Consider the following 23,557-nt stretch of genomic DNA (forward strand, 5'->3'; position numbering starts at 1 on the left):
GCAGCTTATGAAACCACTTGCACAAAAGCCCCCTAAACCAATCATATCAGCCCGTAACACGCCGCAAACCTTTACCCTCAATAAGCTTGCTAAACCTATCGTGCGCGATGATATTTTTTCGTTGCCGCCTGCTGTGTATGGCACTATCTATTTGACGCTGATTCCGCTATTTGGCTTTTTGTACAGTACCTTGCCAAATATGCAGTTTAACCATGAAAACGTGGGCTTTTTGGAAGCCATGTATTTTAGTACTATCACGGTCACTACCACAGGGTTTGGCGATATTACCCCAACCAATACCTTTACGCGGGCGTTTGTGATGATTGAAGCGACCATTGGGGTGGTGTCTGCAGGTTTGTTTTTAAATGCGATTACCTATCAGCGTGAAGAAAACATGAGCAACCTGATGGACGCCTATGAAGCAAGAAAAGAAATCTCTTATGCCTTCGCGCGCCTGCACAGTCATGATAGTTTGATTACGCTTAACATGAATACTTATCTAAACCGGGTTAATCAACTGCTGGGCATAGAATCAGAGCAAACCCCAGTGGCGCAATCTGACCGTGAGGGTCGCGCTAATTTAAACCGCTCACCTGATTTGCCCGCGGCGCCTGACGCCAAAGTCCCTCAGCAGCTCATCGGTATTCATGAGCCTATTCCCGAAACGCTAGCATTTACTAATTTACAGCACTTATTTAATGCCTCAGCGCGCTTGACCGATGACCCGCGTAAGCCGTTGATTTGGTACTATTATCAAGCCTTGGATGAATTGGTCAATAGTATTGAAAATTTGGTACGTGAAACCGAAACTTATCGCTGGGCAGATTTGGAGTCGATTTGTATTCAATATTTAAGTGATATCAAATCCTATGACTCCAGTAGTTATGTACTGGCGGAGCCAAACTTTGAACAACAACTTGCGGATATCCAAGCCCAGCGCCAGCAAGACATGTTACTTATCAGTGAATATCCAAGTGATAAAGCGGTTGAGCTGTCGAACGAAAATAGTTTAAACCCGTATATTATTTTGTTTATGGGTATTCAGACCACCATTGATTTTATCAAAAAATTCCAACTTCGCTACCAAGAAATTATGCAAACCATTTAATTTTATCCGCTCATAAAAAAACACCCCACATGCCGTGAGGTGTTTTTGCTAATTAATTAATTAATCAATCAGTCAATGAAGCATTAGTGACCAAATTGGTTGGCAGTGTTTTTGGCGCCGCCCGCTTTCAAGGCGTTCTCACCCGAGAAGATTTCTTTGTGGTCATCACCGATGTCAGAACCTGCCATGGCTTGGTGTTTAACTGCCGCAACGCCTTCGCGAAGTTCTTTACGTTGTACTTCTTCAACGTAAGCTAGCATACCTTTATCACCGAAGTAACCTTTTGCCAACTGGTGCGTACTTAATGCCGCAGTGTGGAAAGTAGGTAGGGTGATCAAGTGGTGGAATACACAGGCTTCACGTGATGCATCAGCTTGGAAGGTGCGCGCTAGTTCATCTGCAGCGGTATTCAACTCAGTGTTGTCGTAGTCAGCAGACATTAAGTTCGCTTTGTCGTAAGCTGAGATGTCTTTGCCTTCTTTTTCCCATTTTGCGATGACTTGTTTACGGAAGTTGAGTGTCCAGTTGAATGATGGGCTGTTGTTGTAAACAAGCTTAGCATCTGGCACTTGCGCAACGATACGGTCAGTCATTGATTTGATGTGCGCAACGTCTGGTGTTGGCGTTTCAATCCATAGTAGATCAGCACCGTTTTCAAGTGCAGTCACACAGTCAAGTACTACGCGGTCAATGTTGGTGCCTTCGCGGAATGAATACAAGCCGTTTGGCATACGAGTTGGGCGAACCAATTTGCCATCACGTTTTAATAGCACATCGTACTCGCTTGCATTTTCTAACGTCACTTCTTCAACTTCTAAGAAGTCTAAGTATTGTGAAGCAAGGTCGCCTGGCTCACGTGACACAGGAAGTTTTTGCGTTAATGATGCACCTTCAGAGTCAGTACGAGCAACGATTACACCATTGTCAATGCCAAGCTCTAAAAACGCATAACGAATCGCGTTGAGTTTTGAGATGAAGTCTTCGTGTGGTACGGTGACTTTACCATCTTGGTGACCACATTGTTTAGCATCTGATACTTGGTTTTCAACTTGGATAGCACAAGCACCGGCTTGGATCATTTGTTTGGTGAGCAAGTAAGTCGCTTCTTCGTTACCAAAACCTGCATCGATGTCAGCGATGATTGGCACGATGTGTGATTCAAAGTTGTTAATTTTGTCTAAGATAGCTTTAGTGTCTTGACCTGCTTCTTGCGCCGCATTTAATTCACGGAAGTAATCGTTTAATACTTTTTCGTCCGCTTGACGTAAGAAAGTGTAGATTTCTTCGATTAATTTTGGCACAGCGGTTTTTTCGTGCATAGATTGGTCAGGTAGTGGACCAAATTCTGAGCGAAGCGCAGCAACCATCCAACCTGAAAGGTAGATATATTTACGTTCAGTAGTACCGAAGTATTTTTTTACCGCATACATGGTTTGTTGACCGATAAAGCCATGCCATGCACCAAGAGACTGGGTGTATTTTGATTTGTCAGCATCATAAGCTGCCATATCACGACGCATGATGTCGGCAGTGTATTGAGCGATTTCTAAACCTGTTTTGAAACGGTTTTGGATAACCAAACGCGCAGCATCATTTTCGCTGATGTTTTTCCAGTTACCATATTTGGCTTTTAGTTCGCGGATATGGTCAATCGCTGAAACGTAAGTTGACATAGCAGTCTCCTGTTGAGGACGGTGGGATAAAAAAACTTAGGATGATTGTTGTGTTGTAATAAAAGTAAAAGTCTTAAATAAGCCAATATTTAGTGAGCGTTAAACACCGAAAATATAAATAATGTTTAAGACACAAACTAAATATCCAAAATAGTCTAACAATTTTTTTAACAAAATACGTGATATTTCTTACAGTGATATTAAATAGTCTGTTAAAATTAAGAATTCTATTTTGGCACTAATAAAGCTTTAAGTTGGCTTAAATAATGGAATGAATGCACTATACCCTTTAATTCATAATTTAGCTATTTAATGATTCGTATCTTTAGTATTTATTTAAAATATAGTATAATACAATCAATAACTTAAGTTTTATTGCTAGGTTTTACCCCTATTAAAACTAGCTGTTTTAGCCTTTTTTTCTTAACTTTTAACTAGACAAACAGTAATTTATGGATTTACAACGTGTGGATTTGAACCTTTTGGTGCATCTTGATGTGTTACTTCGAGAAAAAAACGTCACCAGAGCCTCTGAGCAACTCGGCATTACCCAGCCCGCCATGAGTAATATCTTACGTCGTTTGCGTAAGTTGTTTAATGATCCCTTGTTGATTCGCTCATCTGAAGGCATGACGCCGACGGAGCGAGCGCTTGAATTACAGCCGCGCGTTCGCGAATTGTTAGCAGATTTAACCCAGTTATTAGAGCCGCGTACTGAGTTTCGTCCTTATACCTCAAGTCGTGTGTTTCGGATTATGACGTCAGATTATGCCGAAGCGACGCTGGTGCCTAGATTGGTCAAAGCGCTGCGCAGTGAAGCCCCAAACGTGATTTTGGACTTTTTGACGCCTTCAGATGTGTCGTATCGAGATATGGAACAAGGGCGTGTTGATTTGGCGATTAATCGTTTTAACGAGGTACCGCAAAGCTTTCACCAAGTGCTGATTTGGCGTGATACTTTTAGTTGTTTGTTGTCGGCTGATAGTCCGTATGTCAATCGCTTTAACCTCAAAAATTATCTTAAAGCTCAGCACGTTTGGGTTTCTAAAACAGGCATGGGTGTGGGTTTTGGGGTGAATCCCGAAAAATCTGGTGGACTTGGCTCAATTGATGCGGCGTTACAACGTCTCGGTCAGAAACGTCAAATCAGTGTCTTTACCCGTCATTATCAGATGCCTGCGATGCTCACCGCCAATAAAGACTTAATTGCTACACTACCGACTCGGGTGGCGCGCATGCAAGCAAATAATGATGATATCGTGATTAAAGAGCCGCCATTTTTTATTCCAGAGTTTGAATTGACGATGGCGTGGTCGCCGCTATTACAGCATCACCCTGCGCATCGTTGGTTACGTCAGTTGATTCAGCATGTGTCGCGACAAATCATCGCCGAAGAGCGCATCAAGTATCCGCTACAAACTGCGATTCAAGACGGTTCGCTGCATACCCAGCCCATTGATTTGGTTGAAATTGACCCTGATCGTCAATGAAGGATGGTCAGACAAGCTGCTTATCTAGGACTGGTCTAGGACTGGCAAATTTTATCAACCCACAGCTCATACGGATATTTTCCTAAATGTCCGTAACGTCCTTTTTCAGTCACCCGCCCTTCAATACAGACAGGTAAACTAATTGACACGCCCGTTTGACCTTGCGCTTTGGCATAGTCGGCTAACAGGTTGTTTGGGTCAAATACATGGTATTTGGTGGTACCGTCATTAAATTCAGATTGCTCTAAGCTTTGGGTAAATGTGCCTTTTAACGTCAGCGTTTTTTTGGGTACACTATCAATGCTTTCTTTGATATCGCTTAATTTACCATTTTGCAGCGATTGGTACGCCACGCTGGCGCAACTTGCCAATAGACCAATTATTGCCACACCACCGCCCAACCATGCAGCCTTTTTACCCTTTATCTTGTTAGTTAGCATGGTGTTTTCCTTATTATTGATCACAAAATTATTGGTATAAAAAATGATAGCAGTATTCGTTGCTATCATTTGTAGAGTTTATTTATCGTTACACTACCCTTGGGTAAATAGCTTAGCGAATATAGGTATGGTCATCAGGGTTACTCACCTGCTGTGTCAGAGCTTGGGTTGGTAAGACTTTCTTAAGATAAAAATACCCTAGCATACCTGCCAATAATGACCCTAGAATAATGCCGAGTCGTTCGTCAAACGGTTTGACTTCAAGCCCCGCAAAGGCAAGCCCACCAATAAACAAACTCATAGTAAAGCCAATACCACATAAAATCGCCACACCAAATACTTGTCGCCAATCAACATTGGTAGGCAAGCTGGCTAACCCAAGCTTGACGCCAAGCCAACTAAATAACATCACCCCAATCGGTTTGCCTAGCAGCAGCCCTAGGGCAATGCCGAGCGGTACCGTATGAAACAGTGAGGACAGCCCCGTACCACCGAGATAAATGCCCGCATTGGCAAACGCAAAAATCGGTAAAATAATAAAACTGACTGTGTCTTGCAAGTCATGTTCAACCGATTCGAGCGGTGAATGCTCAGGGTGCTTGTTGTCTGTCATTGGGATAAACAGCGCAAGTAGCACACCGGCAAGCGTCGCATGTATGCCCGACTTGAGCATCGCTGCCCATAGCAAAACGCCAATCATCATATAAGCGGTGGTACGTGTGACGTTAAAGCGATTCATCAGCCACAATATCACCAAACATACCCCAACCCAAGCCAGTGCCGCCATGGACAGCCCCGATGAGTAAAATAACGCAATAATGATAATCGCGCCAATATCATCAAAAATAGCAATCGATGCCAAGAATACTTTGAGTGCGGCAGGCACACGATTGCCCAGTAAAGTCAGCACACCTAAGGCAAACGCAATATCTGTCGCCGCCGGAATCGCCCAACCTTTCATCAAATCTGCGTGCTGATAATTGAATGCGGCATAAAAAATCGCCGGTACCATCATGCCACCGACTGCAGCAATCGCAGGTAGGACGACTTTTTTGACCTCTGATAGTTCGCCCACTAGCATTTCGCGCTTGAGCTCAAGCCCCACTAAAAAGAAAAACACCACCATCAAGCCATCGTTGATCCAATGTAGTAAATGATGATCGATACTAAAAGAGCCGATTTTTATCGAAATAGGCAGATGCAAAAAGTGCTCGTATATGTCACTCATCGGAGAGTTTGCTACTACCATCGCCAACACAGCGGAAAACGCTAACACTATACCCGCCGCCATATCGTGTGCCAAAAATTTTTTAAATTGGTTAAATACTATCATCTGTCTAAAACTCTTTTTAATACCATCTTTTATTTATGAAACATACCACACTTAAACCAAGCAAAATAGCCTACAATACCATCATACCATATATTTTATTATATCATATAATCTATTATTATGATAAATAATTTCATAATTTTAATTTAATAGAAAATTTTATTCATTTAATCGCTATTTTAGATAAATTAATTTTTAGGCGTATGATTTACTAGGGTTGATAGTTAACATTCTAAACACGAATGATTGAGAAAGTTGTTAACACCCCATCGCTATTTTGTATTATTATTTTATCGCTACTTGCCTACCGATTTAGAATCAGCCTTTCAATAGTGTGGATATTTTGCCAACTTCTCTTACCGATCTTGATTTAACCCCGCTCAAACGTTTTTCTCATAACGTTATCGCCAATATCCGTGCCACGGGTCACATGCTAATAGGTTCAAAACGCGCGTTTTATTGGGTCAAGCCCACTGTATGGCAGTTTTTGTTGTTTGGATTGACGGCACTGGCGAGTAATTTGCTGTTTTCGTGGCTCGTTGCTGAAGATGCCACCCATTTTAATCCACAAGGGCTGATTAGTTATTTGGTTTGGCCGATGGTGATGTTGGTGGCAGGATTGATTCTTGCCAAACGGCATTTTAATGCCATGCTAATTTTTGTGCCGGCGATTTTATGGCTGTGTGCTGATACTTTCATGATGCTGGTGCAAAGCTTGATTCAGTTTATATCAGACCTAGGCTGGCTACCTGAATGGACGTTTGATACGATTGGTATTGTGTTCGTATTGGCGTTTGTCTGGCAGTCATTATCGCTGCTATGGATTTTTGGCAATCAATTACGCTGGTCATGGATTGAGCGTGTCCTGATTATGCTGGGTGCGTTTGCCGTACTCAGTGTGTGGCAAAAAAACGTGCAATCTGAGCCGATTTTTCAATCTGACCCTGTCGAACCCGTGGTCACTGAAGCGGCATTTTATGCGCAGCCTGAGCTTCTGGCTGATATGCTAAATAATGTGCAGCCGCAACGCCCGACCATACATGATTGGTACTTTATGGGTGTCGCAGGTCATGGCGAGCAAGATGTGTTCCGGTCAGAAATTGAGCTGACCAAAGATTACTTTGACCATCAATTTGGCACAGCAGGACGCTCGGTGGAACTCATTAACAACGCCAATACCCTGTCTGCGCTGCCGATTGCCAGTAAAACCAGTATTGAACGCACTTTGCAAAGTATCGCCAAAAAAATGGATGTCAATGAAGACGTGCTATTTTTGACCTTGACCTCGCATGGGGGTGACAAGGTGATTGAGATGTCGAACCCACCGCTAGCGCTCGATAATGTCGATGCCAAATGGCTACGCCAATCATTGGATAAATCTGGCATTAAATGGCGCGTTATTGTGGTATCCGCCTGTTATTCTGGCTCATTTATCAATGAGTTAAAATCACCATACACCCTAGTCATTACTGCCTCAGCGGCGAACAAATCATCGTTTGGCTGTTCTAATGAAGCCGAATATACATACTTTGGACAAGCATTTTTTGCTGAAAGCTTACCCAAGCTTCGCCGTTTTCAACCTGCGTTTGAAGCCGCCAGTAAACGCATTGCTGAACGGGAAAAAATGATGGGGTTTGAACCGTCTGAGCCACAATTGGTGATGGGTGATGCTATTAAAGCGATATTGCCAGAATTTGAAAACAGTCTTAAACCCTTACCTGCGGTTGTGATAGCGCCATCGACTGCCGCCAGTGCTACTAGCGATGCCCATACCTTAAGTAGCCACCAACTGCACAAATAACGTAGACCGTTTCGGCTGTTTTAGCTGCCAAGATGCCTTGCCACTCGTCTTACCATCCATCGCGGTAGCGATTAGGAACAATTGATATTTTCTGCCAATTTTTTAGCGATTTTATAATTTTTGCACATAAAAAAAGTGGGTTAACCTGAGTTACCCACTTTTTTATCAAATAGCGCGTCAAATAGACTGTGTCAGTCAATTATTTGATTTTAGCTTCTTTGAATACAACATGTTGACGTACCACTGGATCAAATTTTTTGATTTCCATTTTGTTTGGCATGGTACGTTTATTTTTGGTCGTGGTGTAAAAATAACCCGTACCTGCAGTTGAAACTAATTTGATTTTATCACGCATCGCAATTGCTCCCTAAGAATATGAAAAGGCAAAAATTAGATTTTTTCGCCACGAGCACGCATATCAGTTAAAACTTGGTCAATACCAACTTTATCAATGATACGCATACCTTTGGTAGTCAAGCGAAGCTTAACAAAGCGGTTTTCGCTCTCTACCCAAAAACGATGGGTGTGTAGATTTGGTAGAAAACGACGGCGGGTTTTGTTGTTTGCGTGAGAAACATTGTTACCTACCGCTGGGCGTTTTCCAGTCACTTGGCATACTCGAGACATGGCTTACTCCTAATCGGTGTGCATGAGGGCTGCTCATGCCTGTCACAACTGATACTCGCACATCTCGCATATCATTGAAGCTAAAAAAGCTAGGGTTTCAACGATTCTAGTGTTGAGTATCTCAGTTTGAATCAATAATTAATCTTTTGGCGGCGTACTTAAAATTAGCTACTCACGGGTAGTCACTTGACTTGCGTCAATCAAAACCATTTTAAGCAAGCGTCAAAAAATCGCTAGTAAATTTAAAGCCGCTATTTATACCATAACTTATGCCAAAAAGCAATGTGATTGGATAAAAATTTAATGGGTTAAAACGCCTTGTTTGACCATCAAGGGTGGTAGGTTTTGATACCCAGTAGACTGGCGTAAAATTTGCTGACTTAACCAGTCAATTTGCGCATCGACAAACGGCGTGTCGGTCTGTAATTGGTTAAAAATAACCAAAGCGACTTTTAGCCCTGCTTGCCAAATTGCTTGTAGGGTTAGCATGGCATGATTAAGGCTACCAAGCTTGATACCGACGACCAGGATGACAGGGTATTTGAGCGCGGCTGCCACATCAGCAAGCGTTTCTTGCTCGTTAATAGGGGTAAACCAGCCGCCTGCCCCTTCAACCAAAATCACATCGGCAGGATAGGCTGCGATGGACTTATGGATGGTATCGACTAATTGGGTGTTGGTGAGTGTCATGTTATCAAGCTGCGCGGCGATATGCGGTGAGCAAGGAGTCGCTAGCTGGATAGGCGCAATGACAGACAGCGGTGGTTTGACATTGGCAAATTGATTGATGCGCCTTGCATCATCGCTATATGTTTGCCCGTTGTCATCGGTTTCTAGACCTGCGGTGACTGGCTTGATGGCATAGACACTTTTGCCTTGTTCAGCCATGCTTTTGACCAGTTGCGCAGTAGTGGTGGTTTTACCGATTTCGGTGTCGGTACCTGTGACAAAATATGCGCCGTTTAGGGAAGATGAAGCATCGTTAACATTGGATAGATTCATTATTTCTTACTTGCTTTATGGTTAATGGTTTGGGTGGTTTTTTGAGCTGATTGGGTGATTTTTTCAATTCTTTGCTCAAACGCTGGCATGAGTTCTTGCAAAGTTTGTTGCTGATTTTTCATAAGCAGGTCATAAACAACCCATAAGCCCAGCCATTTTTAATAATTTCATTGTGATTCCTTTTTTAAAATACGTGCAAAAATCTGCTAAACTTTATCACAACTCTAATCAATGTCGCAAAATAACAGGAAAAAAGATGAACGATTCACCGATTATTGCCATTGTTGGATTTGGCGCATTAGGGGCGTTATTTGCAAGTTTATTAGCCCCAAATATGCCTTTTGAAAACTTGCGTATCGTCGCCGATAGAGACCGTGTCAACCGCTACCAACAGCAAGGTTTATTGGTGAATGGCGAGCCATTACAACTCAACTATGTCACACCCAACGCCATCACAACGCCCGCCGACTTGGTCATCGTCTGTACCAAATTTTATCAGTTAAACGAGGTGTTACCGCTCATCAAAAGTCAACTTGGCGACAATACGCTAATTGTTTCTGCCCTAAACGGTATCGCCAGCGAAAAAGTGTTGGCAAACGCCTGTGGTGACGAGCGCATTGTGTATTGTGTGGCGCAGCAAATGGACGCCATGAAAAATGAGCCGCATGAAAAAAATGGGGAAAATGGTAGCCAACTGATTTATCGCGATCATGGACAATTGGTGATTGGCGCGATGACAACTGATAGCGCTGAACGCGCACGCGTGCAACAAGTCGATGCCCTCTTTAATCAAGTCAATTTCCCGCATTCAGTAAGCGATGACATGCCGCGCCAGCTGTGGGGCAAATTGATGCTAAATACCGGCGTCAATCAAACCGTGGCATTGTATCAAGGTACCTTTGATACTGTGCAACAAGCGGGTGAGGCGCGCGAAATGTTCAAAGCCGCCATGCGTGAAGTGATGGCAGTGGCACACGCTGAAGGCGTAACTTTGACCGAGGAAGATTTCAAAAAATGGTTGGGAATCATGGATGCGCTGGATCCTAAAGGCATGCCCTCGATGCGGCAGGATTTAAAAGCAGGGCGACGCTGTGAGCTTGATTTGTTTGCAGGGACAATTCGTGAATTGGGTGATAAGCATGGCATTGACACGCCGGTCAATGATACCCTATATGATGGTATCAGTGCATTAATGGCTAACAATCAGTCGTGATGACAACCCTAGCGCTATTGAAAAAAGCGCTGCAAAAAACGCTGCATAGAAGTGATGAATAACCACTACAAATAAAAAAAGGGCAGCTACCTTGCCCTTTTTATGTCAACAACCGTTATTTTTTACCAAAACGCTCACTCATTTGTGCATAAAAACGTGCCACATGGTCACCCACCACACTGGCATCTTTTGGATTAAACTTCATCACTCGCCCAAAATCCAAGCCAACATACAACACGATATCAGCGAAGGTGAGTCGATCACCGAGCAAGTATTTATGACTCGATAATAGCTTGTCAAAGTACGGCAATGCTTTTTTGACGCGGTTGATGCTCTCTTCTGCCATACCAGGCACTTGGTTCCCCACCGACGCGCGAGATGGATGCCCATGCTGGAAAGCCAGCATCATGTTATATAGCACATGAAACTCCGCATTGCGTGACATTGCGGTGATTTTGGCGCGTTGTATAGGGTCTGAGCCCATCACTTGCTTACCATTGCCTGCGAGTCGAATATCCAGATACTCACAAATGGCGTGTGAATCATTGAGCACAGTGCCATCATCAAGCACTAATACAGGCAACAGCCCCAGTGGATTGACCGCCAAAAACTCCGGCGAGTTTTGCTCATTTTTGCCAATATCTACGTTGATGACTTGTAAATTATGAATATCATTGATATCAAGTTCTTTGACTTTTAACAATAAGTCGACCTTGCGCGGGTTTGGCGGGGCATTCATGGTATATAGTTTCATCACTTGTTCCTTATGATGTGTGATTTTAGCTTTAATATACTTGAAACCACCGTTTTACGAAATAGGGTTTTTAGGCGCAAAGGAAATTTTGCTGATAAAAAATCCCCCTGACAGCAGGAGGATTTTTAGGTTTGATGACAAAAGTTTATCAAAGCTTATTTTTTATCCTGCGCTTTTTGCTCATCTTTATGGCCTTCTTTATGCCAAAAGGCTTTGACTACTTCAAATTGCTCGGCAAGCGTCTGCATCAACGAGCTGTCTTTGGGCGCTTTTTTGGCGACGGGTGGCAAGATGTGCTCATAATAGGTATTGGCGAGCACTCGGCGCAGTATGCCTTCGCCGATGAAGCCTTGGTCATCGTTGAGTGTACTGGCAGAGCGGAGCATGTTGCGAATGTCGTATTGGGTTGGCACGATATCAGGCACCTGCTTATTACAATCTGTTAGGGTGTACACCGCGACCCGCGCCGAGCGTACCGAAGTTTCAACGGTGAACACTACATCGTTGTTGGTTTCAACAAATTGACCAATGAGACCTAAATTGGTGCAGCCTTCGGGTACAATTTGTGGACGGTCACCTTTGGCACGTGGCATAAACATCGAAGTGATATAGGGCATATAGGCGGTGTTGGCGATGGTATTGGCTAAAATATCATCTTTTTGTTCGAGCAAATCTAGGTGGTATAGTAGCTCCGTCACAATTTCATGCCCCGTACATTCTGGCATGGTTTTTGGCACGTAGTTGCCTTTTTTATCCATCAATAGCCCATACACCCATATCACCACCACGTCTTTGGGTTGGTCAGGAAATTGCGGTTGGCGGTTAATAGTAAAACTCATAAGCCAGTTGGAATCGGTGATGGTAACAATACCGCCTGTGACTGTTTTGCCTGATAGCGGTGGATTGACACAGTATTTTTCGCTGATTTTGCGTAAAAGCGCCGAGTCTTTGCAGGTTAAGGTTGCTGACATCCAGGCAGATTTGGGTACATGGCGGTTAAATTTTTCTGGACGACCAAACACAGCAGATTGTTTGGCAAGGTCATTCCACAGCACCCAGCCTTTCGTTTTTCCCATTTTATCATCAGCGAGACGGATATCAGGCGCAGTGTCACTGGTGCCATAGCGCGTATCTTCCGTCATTGACCCTGTGGTAATAATCACAAAATCATTGTCCCGTACAGGGATATGGACTTGTTGACCTTGTTGGGTAGTTGTCAGCCCTTTAACGATTCTTTTGTCGCCTTGCTGCTCAAAATCAACCGCGGTCACTAACGTGTCACTTTGTAGTTTGACGCCTTTATTGATTAAAAATTTTTGCGCAGGTACCACAAAGCTGTCATATTGGTTGTATTTGGCAAATAACAGGGTCGACATATCTTTGATACCATCTAAGGCTTCCAAAAACCGATGCATATAAAGTTTGCACTCAAGTAAGCTGTGCCAGTTTTCAAAAGCAAACATACTACGCCATAGCGTCCAAAAATTACTGTCCAAAAAACTTTGGCTAAAGTAATCTTCAATGGTGAGATTATCGAGTTCATCTTGATTTTTTAGTAATAAACGGACAATGGCAAGTTGGTCGGCTTTATTGAGATTAAACTTATGAAAATCTTTGATTTCGCCTTTGTTATGAATCAACCGTGCTTTAGAATAGTTGGGGTCATTGTCATTGATCAGGCGGTATTCATCAAGCACTGAATAAGGCTCTGGTAGCTCTAGCGCGGGTATATCTTGGAACATATCCCAAAAATTCTCATAGGTGGTAATCATCTCACGACCGCCCCGCATGATATAACCGTCTTTGGCATTACCAGCGCCATCGAGCGAGCCGCCTTGCACCGCTAATTCTTCTAAAAAGGTAATGTTCTCGCCTGGGATATGGGCATCTCGGATAAAATAATACGCCGCTGCCAACCCGCCAATACCGCCGCCGACGATATAGACTTTACTGTCTTTAAAACGTCCGGTATCAAAGCCAATATTACGCTGATAGTTACCACGGGCATCACCAAAGGGCATCGAATTGCCAGGTTGATTGGATTGATAATCCGCGCGCTGTGGTTGATGATCGACCTCTTTTAAAGCCATATTTTTCAAAAATTCACTGTTGTTTTTAGCGTTGGTTGTCATAATGAAGTGCCCTATTTTGAATAAGATTAGTATTGAATAAAATTAGCGTTAACTAACTTTTAAACCGCGCTGCTACCTTTTGACATTGACCTTAACTGCCCATTCTTAATTGCCCATTAAGACTGCTACACAATAACCAAAGACAACAGCCAAAGACAACGGCGCGATTATAATAATTATGATTGATAGTCATTATTTATAATTAATAAACTCACTTAGATTTCTAACTAAGCAATTTTATTATAACCACATTGTATAACCTCGCTAAAGCGACTTTGTGTCGACTAAGCTTTGATTAAATATTCAGTTATTTGCACTTTTGTAATCAAACGTAACCAGTCGTCGCACCTATTCAGTTTTCTAAAAGGATAAAAATAGATTGAGTTCACTGGCTAAACTTCGTAAAATGTATCACTATACTAGAACACTGAAATGCTTTACTTGTTATCTTCTACTCAAAAAAACTACTATGCCGCACACTTCGCCATCATTCCTACCCGCCTATGATTATTTGGTTGAGCTACTGAGCCAAACCGATGATAGTGACTTTATCCGCGAAATTTTGGCAGCGCTACTGACTGAAAAAGAACAAAAAGAAATCGCCAATCGCATTCAGATTTTTGCCTTGTTTCAGCAAGCGCTACCACAACGCGAAATCGCTGAGCGCTTGGGGGTGGGCATTGCGACCGTATCACGGGGCGCCAAAGCGTATGGTCAACACGATATCAACCAATTACTGCCAAATTTGACTCATTTAACCCAATAACTCTCTGATAATGGGTTAAAGCGTGAATATGCCCATCACAGTAGCATACATACTTTAGGGTGATTAGAAGGACGATGAAAATCCGTGAGAAAATAACTGGCATGCCATAAAAGAGTTGCAAGCAGGGGTTAATCTGATTACAATGTATCATCATACTAGAACACTGAAACATTGATTAAAATTTAAGATAGGGTAAATTTAAGCCGCTATAAATTTAAGATAATGTAAATTTAGGACACTATAAATTTAAGACACCATGATGACTACACACGCCAAACCGCCCAAAATCGCCCTTGCCAGCAAACCAAGCCTGATTAAACTTGCACAAGACATTGATTTTTTTGAACTCTTTAAACGCATCGAAGCCAAATACGCTACTTGTTTTTTACTGGAATCGTTGGGCGAAGAAAGCTATATTTCACGTCATCATGCCATCGGCTTTGACCCTGCGATGACAGTGTTGGCAAAAGACCGCCATACTTTGACTATCACCAACAATCGCACGGGGGAAAGCACGGATTATACCTGTGACAATCCTTACCAACTACTGCGCGAAATCACCCCACAGCATGTGATTTCACGTAGCCATACCGGCGGATTGGTCGGTTTTTTGGGATTTGATAGTGTCAATTTTTTTGAGCCGACCCTGAATATTCAAACCAGTGATGATTTCGAGCCGTTCAAATTCGGGGTGTACTTAGATGGGTTAAGCCTTGATAAGATGACCGGTGAAATTTTTTATTATTATTACGATACCGACCACCAAAGCAATCGTATTGACGAAATCAAGTCATTATTGAATGCTATTTCGCCTGACTATACGCAGCCGACTGCTGAGCATTTGGGCGATGGCATGAACCGCGAGCAACATGCGGCAGCGGTGATGAAAGTCAAAGAAGACATTAAAGCTGGGCTGATTTTTCAGTGTGAAGTGGGTTTCAAGTCGCATTATCGCATCCAAGGCGATACTATGCCAATTTATAGTAAACTGCGCGAAGTCAACCCGTCACCGCATATGTACTATGTCAAATTTGGCGCCCAAAAAATCATCGGCGCATCGCCTGAGTTGTTGTTCCGATTGCGCAATGGTGAGATGGAGACCTTCCCACTGGCGGGCACCACCAAGCGCGGCAAGGATGAGACCGAAGATCGCCAATTAGCGCGCGCCTTGCTCAATGACCCCAAAGAAATCGCCGAACATAATATGTTGGTGGACTTACATCGTAATGATATCGGGCGGGTGGCACGCTTTGGGACGGTAAAAGTGCGTAACTTAATGGATATCAAGCGCTTTTCACATGTCCAGCACATCTCCAGTGAAATCGTCGGTATTCTTGACCCTAATCATGATATGTTCACCGCGCTTGCCAGTAATTTTCCCGCAGGTACGCTATCAGGCGCACCCAAAATTGAAGCAATGAAAATTATAAATACGCTAGAGCCCGATGGTCGCGGCGCTTACGGTGGCGCACTCGGTCAGTTTTGTTTTAATGGGGATTGTATTTTTGCTATTCCGATTCGCTCGCTGTTTATCAATGGCGAAAAAGCGTATGCGCAAACTTGCGGCGGCAATGTGTATGACTCCAATCCTGAAGATGAATATGAAGAAATCGTGCGAAAACTGTCTGCGATGAAAGTTGTACTGTCCAATTTTGCGCCAGTGCAGTAAAGTCTGCTCCATCATGACGATACGGCAACTAGATACGTATGATAGCGATGTATATCAGCAGTATTTTGGACGTTTAGAACAACAGCCATAACCTATTTTTAGAGTTGACTATGCAAGTGTTAATTATTGATAACTACGATTCTTTTACCTTTAACCTATACCAATATATTGGTGAGATTTTAGCCGCAGACAATCAGCCTTTCAACGTGGTTGTCAAACGCAATAATGAGATTAGCTTAGCGGATATCCAAGCCATGAATCCTGACCGCATTATCATCTCCCCCGGTCCAGGTTCGCCCGATGACCCTGCGTATTTTGGTGTGTGTGGTGAGGTCATTACTGAGCTTGGCAAAACCATACCGCTGCTAGGCGTGTGTCTTGGCATGCAAGGGATTGCACATTTTTTTGGTGGTCAAGTGGTGCGAGCCAATGTGCCAATGCATGGCAAGACATCACCGATTCGTCACGATGGTCAAGGCGTGTATCAAGGTTTGCCACAGCAGCTTGACATCATGCGTTATCATTCACTGATGGTCGACGCCGCTTCACTCCCCGATTGTTTGGTAGTGACCAGCGTGGTATCTAGTGAGCAACATAGTGATAAAAACCTCAAAGATGCCAGTCTAGCAGGCGATGAAATCATGGGCATTCGCCACCGTGACTATCCGATTCAAGGGGTGCAATATCACCCAGAATCCTTCGCCACCGAAGGCGCCAAAATGCTGCTGAAAAACTTTTTGTTAGGGTAATTTACAACATCAACAAAATCACCGACAACACCACCCCACCGCCACAAATGCCAAGCCACGCTTAAAAATTTTGGAACTTGGCGTGAATAAAAACAAACTCGACACCACAAAAAACAATAAACTCAAGCCAAACAATACATTGAGCCCACCCATGCTACCTTTAGAGGGCGCTTTATGAAAATTCACCATTTTATCTAATACCACAGGCAGCTTTTTGCTGGTATAAGTCACCTCACCGGTTTTAACATTGTACTGTCCGTCTTTAAAAAGCTGTATATCACCCTGCTGCTCCCTAAAATCGATGTTTTTCATTTTTAGGGTTTTGGCTAAATTTTTCTCATCAAGATTGCTTGCCACGACTTGCTTGACAGTTTTTGAAGATTTTAAAAAATCAGTGTCGCGAAATACCAGCAACATGCCACTTAGCGAATAGACCAGCATAATGCCAACCATAAAGAATCCAACATAGCGGTGCCCAAGCCTCATGTAGATACGAAAATCTTTCATTGTCATTGTTTGACTGCCTCTTAAAAATTGAGCCGCCATTATCCAATAATAGATTGAGAATGTAAATAATAATGATTATCATTTAATTAAATAACATCGTACCTAGCTACATAGACCAATTTTTGCGCCATTGGTTACTGCTGTAAACGCGCCAAATATAGACCTCAAAGAGAAAGCCTATGAATCAAAAACCGTCAATCAAATTTAGTGAGACTGTTTTAACACATAGGCGTAGGCAATCTTTTTACCTTGGTCGTCATACTCCCAGTACACGCCCTGCACTTCTGGTTCAAAGCCTGGCAAGCGATTAACCCCTTCTTGCAATGCCAAGAAGTAGTCCAGCACAGCCCCATCCCACACTTCCCCAGGTACAATACAGTACACCCCTGGTGGATATGGTAGCGCCCCTTCCATGGCGATTCTGCCTTTGATATCATGCAGCGATACCAGCTCGACATCATTACGGATAAAGGCGTTATGCGCATCAAACGCGCTTATAGCAACCTTGGGACGATGTTCGCGCTCAAACATTTGTTTTTGTCGTTTATTCAGCTGATGCTTGGCATAGAAGTTATGCATCAGTTGGCAAAGCTCATTAATAGTGAGTTTGCGGTACTGCGGATATGCCTTAGCCAGTGTCGGTAACACCTGGGTGACGGGGCTGTTTTCGCGGATATGTTTTTCAAAACTGACGATTCGGGCGACCAAGTGCTGGAATTTTGCCAAGGTTTCGGCAGGCGTCAGTAAGAATAAAATCGAGTTTAAATCGGCTTTTTCTGGAATGACCGAGCTTTCACGCAGATAATGTGCCAAAATCGCAGCAGGAATCCCTGTCGCTTCATACTCACCGGTTTGCATATCAATGCCGGGTGTTGTCAGTAGCAATTTACAGGGGTCAATAAAGTATTGGTCATCGGCATAATGCTGAAAATCATGCCAACGCGCCCCTGCCTCAAAGCGGAAAAAGCGAATATCATGGGCAATGGTTTCGGTATCGTAGTCTTGCCAAGCTTGCCCATCTACTGTAGGCGGGACAAATGGCAAAATCATGGTACAAGTGTCTAGCAGCATTTTACGTGCTTCGATACCACCGATGACACACTCATGCCACATGCGCTGACCGGCTTTACCTTCATGCATTTTGGCATTGACATCAAGTGAGGCAAACAACGGGTAAAACGGCGAGGTCGACACGTGCATCATAAACGAGTTGTTAAAGCGTTTATGATTGACATAACGGGCTTGCCCGCTGATATGGTTATCTTTTTTATGGATTTGTGAGGCTTGAGAAAAGCCAGCTTGTTGCTTGTGTACCGATTGGGTGACCAAAATCCCAGGATCATTTTCACCCAGCTCAAGCAGCAGTGGCGAGCAATCACGCATCATCGGGATAAACTGCTCATAACCCACCCAAGCACTGTCAAACAAAATATAGTCACACAGATGCCCGATGCGATCCACCACTTGGCGGGCGTTATAAATAGTGCCATCATACGTGCCCAGCTGAATTACCGCCAAGCGAAATGGGCGGGCATCATCGGCTTTATCGGGCGCAACTTCACGAATACGCTCACGGATTTCGGCTTCCTCAAAACAATGGGCAGGAATGCCGCCAATCAAACCATAAGCATTGCGGTCGGTCTCTAAATACACAGGCGTACCACCTGCCATGGTTAAGGCGCCTTGGTACACGGATTTGTGATTGTTACGGTCAAACAGCACCAAATCACCATGCGCCACTAAGGCACCAATCGCAATTTTATTGGAAGAGGAGGTACCGTTGAGCACAAAGTAGGTTTTATCCGCATTAAACACTTTCGCCGCATGCGCTTGTGCCTCAAAAGCTGGGCCTTCATGAATTAGCAAATCGCCAAGACGGACATCGGCATTACAAGAGTCGGCACGAAACAGCGTTTCCCCAAAGTATAAATAAAAGCGTCTGCCAGAAGGATGCTTACGAAAAAACTGTCCGCCTTGGTGTCCAGGACAGTCAAACGCTGCATTGCCATAGTCGGTATAGTCCATCAAGGCTTGGAAAAAAGGCGGATCGAGCGTGGCGATATAGTCCGCCGCTGCCGCATTGACCAATTGTCCGTTATAAAATTTTTGATCATCTGCCAGTTCTAGCACACCATACACATTGGGTAGCCATTCATCAGGCACTACATCACCATATTCAATCGCCACAAATATCGGAATGGCAAAACCCAAATCTTCAATATCTTGATACACACGCGGCAAGTCTGTCATCGTGACTACAATTGCTGCAATATTGGTATAGTCGGTCGATTCAATATCGATGGTACGATAATTAAGATTTAGGGCGTATTCGATGCCATCACTGATGACTACTTTCATAATTATTTTCCTTGCTGCAACCGTGTCAGTTGCCAAAGCGTTTTTTAGACAATTATCTTAACGTAAAAATATGAAAAAGTGAAAAAAAGTGCTTTTGTAGACGCTTATTACAGTGTTTGAAAATAGCCAGTAACATCGCTACCACACATCATTACGTGAATGACGTAAAATAGCTGTTAAGACCTGTTACACTAATGCTAACAATAATAAAAAGGACTCTTTCATGGGCGTAGATAACAGTATTTGGACTACTATTATTATGTATATGATTGCTGCCGTAATCTTAGGCATATTAACATATTTATGGCTAACGTTCCGACTCAAGAAAAAACAGCGCGATGATGCGATTCGTAATCAAACAATGGGAGCTAATCAAAGTATTGATAGCCAGCGCATCGATAATCAGCGTTAACTTAGATTGTCTCACAAGGATCAAGTATGCAAGTAGATAGTCAAATTTGGATGACCATTTTAGGTTTTATCAGTTTATCGATTGTGATTAGCATCGTAACCCATTTTTGGATTCGCTATCACTTAAAAAATAAAGCCGCTAAGCTGCCGCCGCAATCTCATACGACGCGTGCTCATACAACATCTGAGTCGCATGAGAAAAATCACTCATAAGCACGGTGTGAAATTTTTAGACAACACTTTTTAGAAAACACTGTAATTAAGCGCATTAGCCAACTAATGCGCTTGTCATGCCGCTCTACCAAGTATCATGGGTCATCGTATGATGGGCTAATTGTTAAAAATATAAAAAACACATAAAAAACAGTTGACGGCAAAAATAAAAATATATATTATACGCTCCACTTCGACATTAACGGTGAAAGCGGTCGAGGTCACGCTATAAACTAAGCGTGCTAGTGTCCCCATCGTCTAGAGGCCTAGGACATCGCCCTTTCACGGCGGTAACCGGGGTTCGAATCCCCGTGGGGACGCCAATTTTTTTAGTGTTAACGCTAAAAAATACAGTTAAAAAGCCATGCTAATCTAGTATGGCTTTTTTGTTTTTGTGGCTTTAGAAATTCTCATTGCCTTTTTTTGCTCATGCGCTTTTTTTGTTATACACTTCTTTTCTTATGCACTTTTTAGCGGTAATCTCAATTTGTTGCCAAGCCATTTTTGCTAAAATTGTGCCAGATACACCTGCGCAAACTGCAAATCCTCTGAAAACGTCAGTTTGATATTGCTATGACTGCCTTCCACCAATAACGGCTGCTTGCCAAAATGCTCAAATAAACTGGCTTCATCAGTAAACGCAATCGTTTGCTCAATGGCTTGGGTTAGATAATCATACAGTGTTGCCAATGGAAAAATCTGCGGGGTTTGTGCTAGCCACAACTGACTGCGATCAAGCGTTTTTTGTGCCAATACTTTGTCTTGTGCATGGATGATTTGTTTGACCGTATCGCGCACCGGTACTGCTAATAAGCCACCCGCCGACTCCTGCCCTTGCTTTTGCTGTGACTGTCGATGCGACTGTTGCGAAAATTGCTGCATAGTCTGCGTGATCAATTTTTCTATATCGCTCGGATTGACACAAGGACGCGCAGCATCATGAATCAGCACCCAATGATTATCATACGCATGATGACTGTCCTTATCACTGAAGGCCTTGTCACTGAGGGGATTTTGATATTGTTGCCAAATCGTTTGCACGGCGTTAAACACCGAATTCATCCGCTCCTTGCCACCTATCACCCACTCGATTGGCATGCTAAAGCCCAGTGTTTTGGCAATCGTATCTTCTTCAGAAATCACCAAATAGCAACTGCTTAGCTGGTGAACTTTGCTTAGCGCCGCTATGCTGTGTTGTAGCACCGTCTGACTGCCAATATGGGTGTACTGTTTTGGCATCTGACTACCAAAGCGTTTGCCAACGCCTGCAGCGACGACCACGACGTCAATCGTAAGGTTGTTAGATAAATTGGCGGCTATCGCGTTAAATTCTGACATGGCGTCTTTTCAACAATAAAGTAAACAGTTGACAGTAAAAATTGAGACAAATATAACTTTGGCAGTTTTTATGCGTTTTTATGGTTGAGGCGTGGCGGTATTGTGGGCGGTCGGTGTGACCACATCGGTACTGTACACACTGCTAGCGGTCGACATTTGCACAAAAGTTTCGCCTTGTTTGATTAAACCTAAATCGGAGCGAGCGTGTTCTTCCACCGCTTCAAGTCCGTTTTTTAAGTCTTTGACATCGGCAAGCAATACCTCATTGGCTTTTTGCTGATCGGTATTGATGGATTGCTGTTCGCTGATTTGTTTATTTAACGCTGCCAAATCGCCACGACCATTGGTGCCAAACCAATACTGGTATTGTAGACATAACAACACAATCACCGCAAAAATAATCATAAACAGTTGACGCAAATAAGTCATGACAGCACTCAATAATAAAAACTTTTGGCATAAAAAAACCTTAACCCACGCATTGTAGCAAATTCAATGTCATGGGTTAAGGTTTTTATCACTTCAATGCTTTATCAAGCTCTAATATTTAAGCTTTTGGATTTAAGCTTTTGGCGCTAAGCTTTTAAAGTTAGGCTTTTAAAGTTAGGCTTTTGGGTTACGTAAACCGATAAACTCGTCAGCACCGTGGTAGCTTGCAGTGACCATCTGCTCGATACGAAGCAGTTGGTTGTATTTGGCAACACGGTCAGAACGGCACAGTGAGCCTGTTTTGATTTGACCTGCAGCTGTCCCCACGGCTAAGTCAGCGATGGTGCTGTCTTCAGTCTCACCTGAGCGGTGTGAGATGACGGTGGCATAGCCATTTTTCTTCGCTAGATAAATGGCATCTAAAGTTTCTGATAAAGTACCAATTTGGTTGAATTTAATCAAAATCGCATTGGCAATGTGTTTATCGATACCTTCTTGTAGGATTTTTGGATTGGTCACAAACAAATCGTCACCCACGAGCTGTACTTTGTCGCCCAATTTTTGCGTTAAGTACGCCCATCCATCCCAATCGCTTTCATCTAGACCATCTTCAATCGAGATAATTGGGTATTGGCTCACAAGACCTGCTAAATAATCCGCAAAACCTTCTGAACTAAAGGCTTTATTGCCTTCGCCTTCAAGTACGTATTGACCGTTCCCTTGCTCATTTTTATGGTAGAACTCTGATGAGGCACAATCAAGCGCTAAGTAAATGTCTTTACCTGCGGTATAACCTGCCTGCTCAATCGCTTGCATGATGACAGTAATCGCCTCTTCGTTTGAGCGTAAGTTTGGTGCAAAGCCACCTTCATCACCGACGGCGGTGTTTAAGCCTTGTTTTTTTAGCACAGATTTTAGGCTATGGAACACTTCTGTACCTGCACGCAAGGCTTCACCGAAGCTGGTAAAATTAACAGGCTCAATCATAAACTCTTGGATATCAACGGTGTTGTCCGCGTGGGCACCGCCGTTTAGGATGTTCATCATCGGTACAGGCATCGATAGTGACGTTTGCCCACGTAGGTTGGCAATGTACTGGTGAAGTGGCAGTTTTTGTGATTGTGCGGCGGCACGGGCTGCTGCTAAAGATACTGCTAAAGTCGCATTGGCGCCCAATTTTTCTTTGTTTTCTGTGCCATCAAGCGCTAATAATTTGTTGTCAATGTCTTGTTGTTTTGATACGTCCATATCAACCAGTGATGAACGAATTTCACGATTGACGTTGGCAACGGCTTTTTTGACCCCTTTACCCAGATAGCGTGATGCGTCACCATCACGCAACTCAAGCGCTTCACGTGAACCTGTCGATGCCCCCGATGGCGCTGCTGCACGACCGATAGTACCATCCGCTAAAATCACATCGGCTTCAATGGTTGGGTTGCCGCGTGAGTCCAAAATTTCGCGCGCAATGATATCTTTGATTTGGTTATTGGTGGTGGTTTCTTCAGCGTACATGATATTTTCCTTGGCTGTCGCAATCAACA

The 23,557-nt window shown here is 43.4% G+C and carries 23 protein-coding genes and 1 tRNA gene; 10 read left to right on the plus strand and 14 right to left on the minus strand.

Annotated features, from left to right (window positions below; all coding sequences use genetic code 11):
- Positions 1 to 7: 7 nt before the first annotated feature.
- Positions 8 to 1,108: a potassium channel family protein gene (locus tag RNZ41_RS08645; protein WP_314027093.1), complete on the plus strand. Its 1,101-nt coding sequence runs from the start codon at positions 8 to 10 to the stop codon at positions 1,106 to 1,108.
- 83 nt (positions 1,109 to 1,191) lie between these two features.
- Here the strand turns inward: RNZ41_RS08645 and RNZ41_RS08650 are convergent, their stop codons facing one another.
- Positions 1,192 to 2,781: an isocitrate lyase gene (locus RNZ41_RS08650; RefSeq protein ID WP_314027094.1), complete on the minus strand. Its 1,590-nt coding sequence runs from the start codon at positions 2,779 to 2,781 to the stop codon at positions 1,192 to 1,194.
- A 452-nt stretch (positions 2,782 to 3,233) separates the two neighbouring features.
- Here RNZ41_RS08650 and RNZ41_RS08655 point away from each other — a divergent pair, with 452 nt between their 5' ends.
- Complete coding sequence (locus RNZ41_RS08655; protein ID WP_007116083.1) at positions 3,234 to 4,271, plus strand: LysR family transcriptional regulator; 1,038 nt, start codon at positions 3,234 to 3,236, stop codon at positions 4,269 to 4,271.
- Between the two features lie 35 nt (positions 4,272 to 4,306).
- Here RNZ41_RS08655 and RNZ41_RS08660 read toward each other — a convergent pair whose 3' ends face one another.
- Both RNZ41_RS08660 and nhaA read right to left on the minus strand, forming a co-directional pair.
- Positions 4,307 to 4,711 (minus strand): tellurite resistance TerB family protein, encoded by a 405-nt coding sequence (locus RNZ41_RS08660; protein ID WP_007116084.1) that lies wholly within the window; start codon positions 4,709 to 4,711, stop codon positions 4,307 to 4,309.
- A 112-nt stretch (positions 4,712 to 4,823) separates the two neighbouring features.
- Positions 4,824 to 6,041: a Na+/H+ antiporter NhaA gene (gene nhaA / locus RNZ41_RS08665; protein WP_409950739.1), complete on the minus strand. Its 1,218-nt coding sequence runs from the start codon at positions 6,039 to 6,041 to the stop codon at positions 4,824 to 4,826.
- Positions 6,042 to 6,387: 346 nt separating this feature from the next.
- Here nhaA and RNZ41_RS08670 point away from each other — a divergent pair, with 346 nt between their 5' ends.
- Complete coding sequence (locus RNZ41_RS08670) at positions 6,388 to 7,845, plus strand: C13 family peptidase (protein ID WP_314027095.1); 1,458 nt, start codon at positions 6,388 to 6,390, stop codon at positions 7,843 to 7,845.
- A gap of 199 nt (positions 7,846 to 8,044) precedes the next feature.
- Here the strand turns inward: RNZ41_RS08670 and rpmG are convergent, their stop codons facing one another.
- The 4 genes from rpmG to RNZ41_RS08690 form a co-directional block, all read right to left on the minus strand.
- Positions 8,045 to 8,200 carry a 50S ribosomal protein L33 gene (rpmG, locus tag RNZ41_RS08675; RefSeq protein ID WP_007116087.1) on the minus strand — a complete coding sequence of 52 codons (156 nt, stop codon included), beginning with the start codon at positions 8,198 to 8,200 and terminating at the stop codon, positions 8,045 to 8,047.
- Between the two features lie 35 nt (positions 8,201 to 8,235).
- Positions 8,236 to 8,472: a 50S ribosomal protein L28 gene (rpmB, locus tag RNZ41_RS08680; protein ID WP_007116088.1), complete on the minus strand. Its 237-nt coding sequence runs from the start codon at positions 8,470 to 8,472 to the stop codon at positions 8,236 to 8,238.
- Between the two features lie 300 nt (positions 8,473 to 8,772).
- Entirely contained in the window at positions 8,773 to 9,474 is a 702-nt protein-coding gene (gene bioD, locus RNZ41_RS08685) for a dethiobiotin synthase (RefSeq protein ID WP_314027096.1), read from the minus strand.
- Entirely contained in the window at positions 9,474 to 9,596 is a 123-nt protein-coding gene (locus RNZ41_RS08690; protein WP_257619540.1) for a hypothetical protein, read from the minus strand. The genes bioD and RNZ41_RS08690 overlap by 1 nt, the downstream gene beginning before the upstream one ends.
- Positions 9,597 to 9,730: 134 nt before the next feature.
- Here RNZ41_RS08690 and RNZ41_RS08695 point away from each other — a divergent pair, with 134 nt between their 5' ends.
- A complete protein-coding gene (locus RNZ41_RS08695; protein ID WP_314027097.1) occupies positions 9,731 to 10,687 on the plus strand; it encodes a ketopantoate reductase family protein in 957 nt (318 codons plus the stop codon).
- A 115-nt stretch (positions 10,688 to 10,802) separates the two neighbouring features.
- On the opposite strand, the gene RNZ41_RS08700 is transcribed toward RNZ41_RS08695, so the two are convergent.
- Together RNZ41_RS08700 and RNZ41_RS08705 are read right to left on the minus strand one after the other, a co-directional pair.
- Positions 10,803 to 11,441, minus strand: coding sequence for a glutathione S-transferase family protein (locus RNZ41_RS08700; protein ID WP_314027098.1), 639 nt, complete (start codon positions 11,439 to 11,441; stop codon positions 10,803 to 10,805).
- A gap of 155 nt (positions 11,442 to 11,596) precedes the next feature.
- The gene (locus tag RNZ41_RS08705; protein ID WP_314027099.1) at positions 11,597 to 13,573 is read right to left on the minus strand and encodes an oleate hydratase; all 1,977 of its coding nucleotides are present in this window, start codon (positions 13,571 to 13,573) and stop codon (positions 11,597 to 11,599) included.
- A gap of 469 nt (positions 13,574 to 14,042) precedes the next feature.
- Here RNZ41_RS08705 and RNZ41_RS08710 point away from each other — a divergent pair, with 469 nt between their 5' ends.
- From RNZ41_RS08710 to RNZ41_RS08720, 3 genes are all read left to right on the plus strand, one after another.
- Positions 14,043 to 14,339 carry a Trp family transcriptional regulator gene (locus RNZ41_RS08710; protein ID WP_314027100.1) on the plus strand — a complete coding sequence of 99 codons (297 nt, stop codon included), beginning with the start codon at positions 14,043 to 14,045 and terminating at the stop codon, positions 14,337 to 14,339.
- 256 nt (positions 14,340 to 14,595) lie between these two features.
- Positions 14,596 to 16,008 (plus strand): anthranilate synthase component I family protein, encoded by a 1,413-nt coding sequence (locus RNZ41_RS08715; protein ID WP_409950576.1) that lies wholly within the window; start codon positions 14,596 to 14,598, stop codon positions 16,006 to 16,008.
- A 110-nt stretch (positions 16,009 to 16,118) separates the two neighbouring features.
- A complete protein-coding gene (locus RNZ41_RS08720) occupies positions 16,119 to 16,757 on the plus strand; it encodes an anthranilate synthase component II (RefSeq protein ID WP_314027101.1) in 639 nt (212 codons plus the stop codon).
- An 18-nt stretch (positions 16,758 to 16,775) separates the two neighbouring features.
- Here RNZ41_RS08720 and RNZ41_RS08725 read toward each other — a convergent pair whose 3' ends face one another.
- Together RNZ41_RS08725 and speC are read right to left on the minus strand one after the other, a co-directional pair.
- The gene (locus RNZ41_RS08725) at positions 16,776 to 17,270 is read right to left on the minus strand and encodes a hypothetical protein (RefSeq protein ID WP_314027102.1); all 495 of its coding nucleotides are present in this window, start codon (positions 17,268 to 17,270) and stop codon (positions 16,776 to 16,778) included.
- A 198-nt stretch (positions 17,271 to 17,468) separates the two neighbouring features.
- Complete coding sequence (gene speC, locus RNZ41_RS08730) at positions 17,469 to 19,622, minus strand: ornithine decarboxylase (RefSeq protein WP_314027103.1); 2,154 nt, start codon at positions 19,620 to 19,622, stop codon at positions 17,469 to 17,471.
- Positions 19,623 to 19,845: 223 nt separating this feature from the next.
- On the opposite strand from speC, the gene RNZ41_RS08735 reads away from it, so the two are divergent.
- The 3 genes from RNZ41_RS08735 to RNZ41_RS08745 all read left to right on the plus strand — a co-directional run bounded on the left by RNZ41_RS08735 (position 19,846) and on the right by RNZ41_RS08745 (position 20,569).
- Positions 19,846 to 20,034: a hypothetical protein gene (locus RNZ41_RS08735; RefSeq protein ID WP_007116099.1), complete on the plus strand. Its 189-nt coding sequence runs from the start codon at positions 19,846 to 19,848 to the stop codon at positions 20,032 to 20,034.
- Between the two features lie 26 nt (positions 20,035 to 20,060).
- A complete protein-coding gene (locus RNZ41_RS08740; protein WP_313063391.1) occupies positions 20,061 to 20,246 on the plus strand; it encodes a hypothetical protein in 186 nt (61 codons plus the stop codon).
- A 247-nt stretch (positions 20,247 to 20,493) separates the two neighbouring features.
- Positions 20,494 to 20,569: transfer RNA gene (locus RNZ41_RS08745), tRNA-Glu, on the plus strand.
- Positions 20,570 to 20,753: 184 nt separating this feature from the next.
- Here RNZ41_RS08745 and ispD read toward each other — a convergent pair.
- The 3 genes from ispD to eno all read right to left on the minus strand — a co-directional run bounded on the left by ispD (position 20,754) and on the right by eno (position 23,528).
- Entirely contained in the window at positions 20,754 to 21,584 is an 831-nt protein-coding gene (ispD, locus tag RNZ41_RS08750) for a 2-C-methyl-D-erythritol 4-phosphate cytidylyltransferase (RefSeq protein ID WP_314027105.1), read from the minus strand.
- 78 nt (positions 21,585 to 21,662) lie between these two features.
- A complete protein-coding gene (locus tag RNZ41_RS08755) occupies positions 21,663 to 22,013 on the minus strand; it encodes a septum formation initiator family protein (protein ID WP_282842299.1) in 351 nt (116 codons plus the stop codon).
- A gap of 174 nt (positions 22,014 to 22,187) precedes the next feature.
- Positions 22,188 to 23,528 (minus strand): phosphopyruvate hydratase, encoded by a 1,341-nt coding sequence (eno, locus tag RNZ41_RS08760; protein ID WP_135888449.1) that lies wholly within the window; start codon positions 23,526 to 23,528, stop codon positions 22,188 to 22,190.
- Between the last annotated feature and the right edge of the window lie 29 nt (positions 23,529 to 23,557).

The organism is Moraxella sp. DOX410, from assembly GCF_032248735.1.
Classification (GTDB): Bacteria; Pseudomonadota; Gammaproteobacteria; order Pseudomonadales; family Moraxellaceae; genus Faucicola; species Faucicola tetraodonis.

Coding starts and splice junctions, on each gene's coding strand:
- RNZ41_RS08645 (WP_314027093.1), top strand. CDS start 8: ATGAAACCACTTGCACAAAAGCCCCCTAAACCAATCATATCAGCCCGT.
- RNZ41_RS08650 (WP_314027094.1), bottom strand. CDS start 2,781: ATGTCAACTTACGTTTCAGCGATTGACCATATCCGCGAACTAAAAGCC.
- RNZ41_RS08655 (WP_007116083.1), top strand. CDS start 3,234: ATGGATTTACAACGTGTGGATTTGAACCTTTTGGTGCATCTTGATGTG.
- RNZ41_RS08660 (WP_007116084.1), bottom strand. CDS start 4,711: ATGCTAACTAACAAGATAAAGGGTAAAAAGGCTGCATGGTTGGGCGGT.
- rpmG (WP_007116087.1), bottom strand. CDS start 8,200: ATGCGTGATAAAATCAAATTAGTTTCAACTGCAGGTACGGGTTATTTT.
- rpmB (WP_007116088.1), bottom strand. CDS start 8,472: ATGTCTCGAGTATGCCAAGTGACTGGAAAACGCCCAGCGGTAGGTAAC.
- bioD (WP_314027096.1), bottom strand. CDS start 9,474: ATGAATCTATCCAATGTTAACGATGCTTCATCTTCCCTAAACGGCGCA.
- RNZ41_RS08690 (WP_257619540.1), bottom strand. CDS start 9,596: ATGAAAAATCAGCAACAAACTTTGCAAGAACTCATGCCAGCGTTTGAG.
- RNZ41_RS08695 (WP_314027097.1), top strand. CDS start 9,731: ATGAACGATTCACCGATTATTGCCATTGTTGGATTTGGCGCATTAGGG.
- RNZ41_RS08700 (WP_314027098.1), bottom strand. CDS start 11,441: ATGAAACTATATACCATGAATGCCCCGCCAAACCCGCGCAAGGTCGAC.
- RNZ41_RS08705 (WP_314027099.1), bottom strand. CDS start 13,573: ATGACAACCAACGCTAAAAACAACAGTGAATTTTTGAAAAATATGGCT.
- RNZ41_RS08710 (WP_314027100.1), top strand. CDS start 14,043: ATGCCGCACACTTCGCCATCATTCCTACCCGCCTATGATTATTTGGTT.
- RNZ41_RS08715 (WP_409950576.1), top strand. CDS start 14,596: ATGATGACTACACACGCCAAACCGCCCAAAATCGCCCTTGCCAGCAAA.
- RNZ41_RS08720 (WP_314027101.1), top strand. CDS start 16,119: ATGCAAGTGTTAATTATTGATAACTACGATTCTTTTACCTTTAACCTA.
- RNZ41_RS08725 (WP_314027102.1), bottom strand. CDS start 17,270: ATGACAATGAAAGATTTTCGTATCTACATGAGGCTTGGGCACCGCTAT.
- speC (WP_314027103.1), bottom strand. CDS start 19,622: ATGAAAGTAGTCATCAGTGATGGCATCGAATACGCCCTAAATCTTAAT.
- RNZ41_RS08735 (WP_007116099.1), top strand. CDS start 19,846: ATGGGCGTAGATAACAGTATTTGGACTACTATTATTATGTATATGATT.
- RNZ41_RS08740 (WP_313063391.1), top strand. CDS start 20,061: ATGCAAGTAGATAGTCAAATTTGGATGACCATTTTAGGTTTTATCAGT.
- ispD (WP_314027105.1), bottom strand. CDS start 21,584: ATGTCAGAATTTAACGCGATAGCCGCCAATTTATCTAACAACCTTACG.
- RNZ41_RS08755 (WP_282842299.1), bottom strand. CDS start 22,013: ATGACTTATTTGCGTCAACTGTTTATGATTATTTTTGCGGTGATTGTG.
- eno (WP_135888449.1), bottom strand. CDS start 23,528: ATGTACGCTGAAGAAACCACCACCAATAACCAAATCAAAGATATCATT.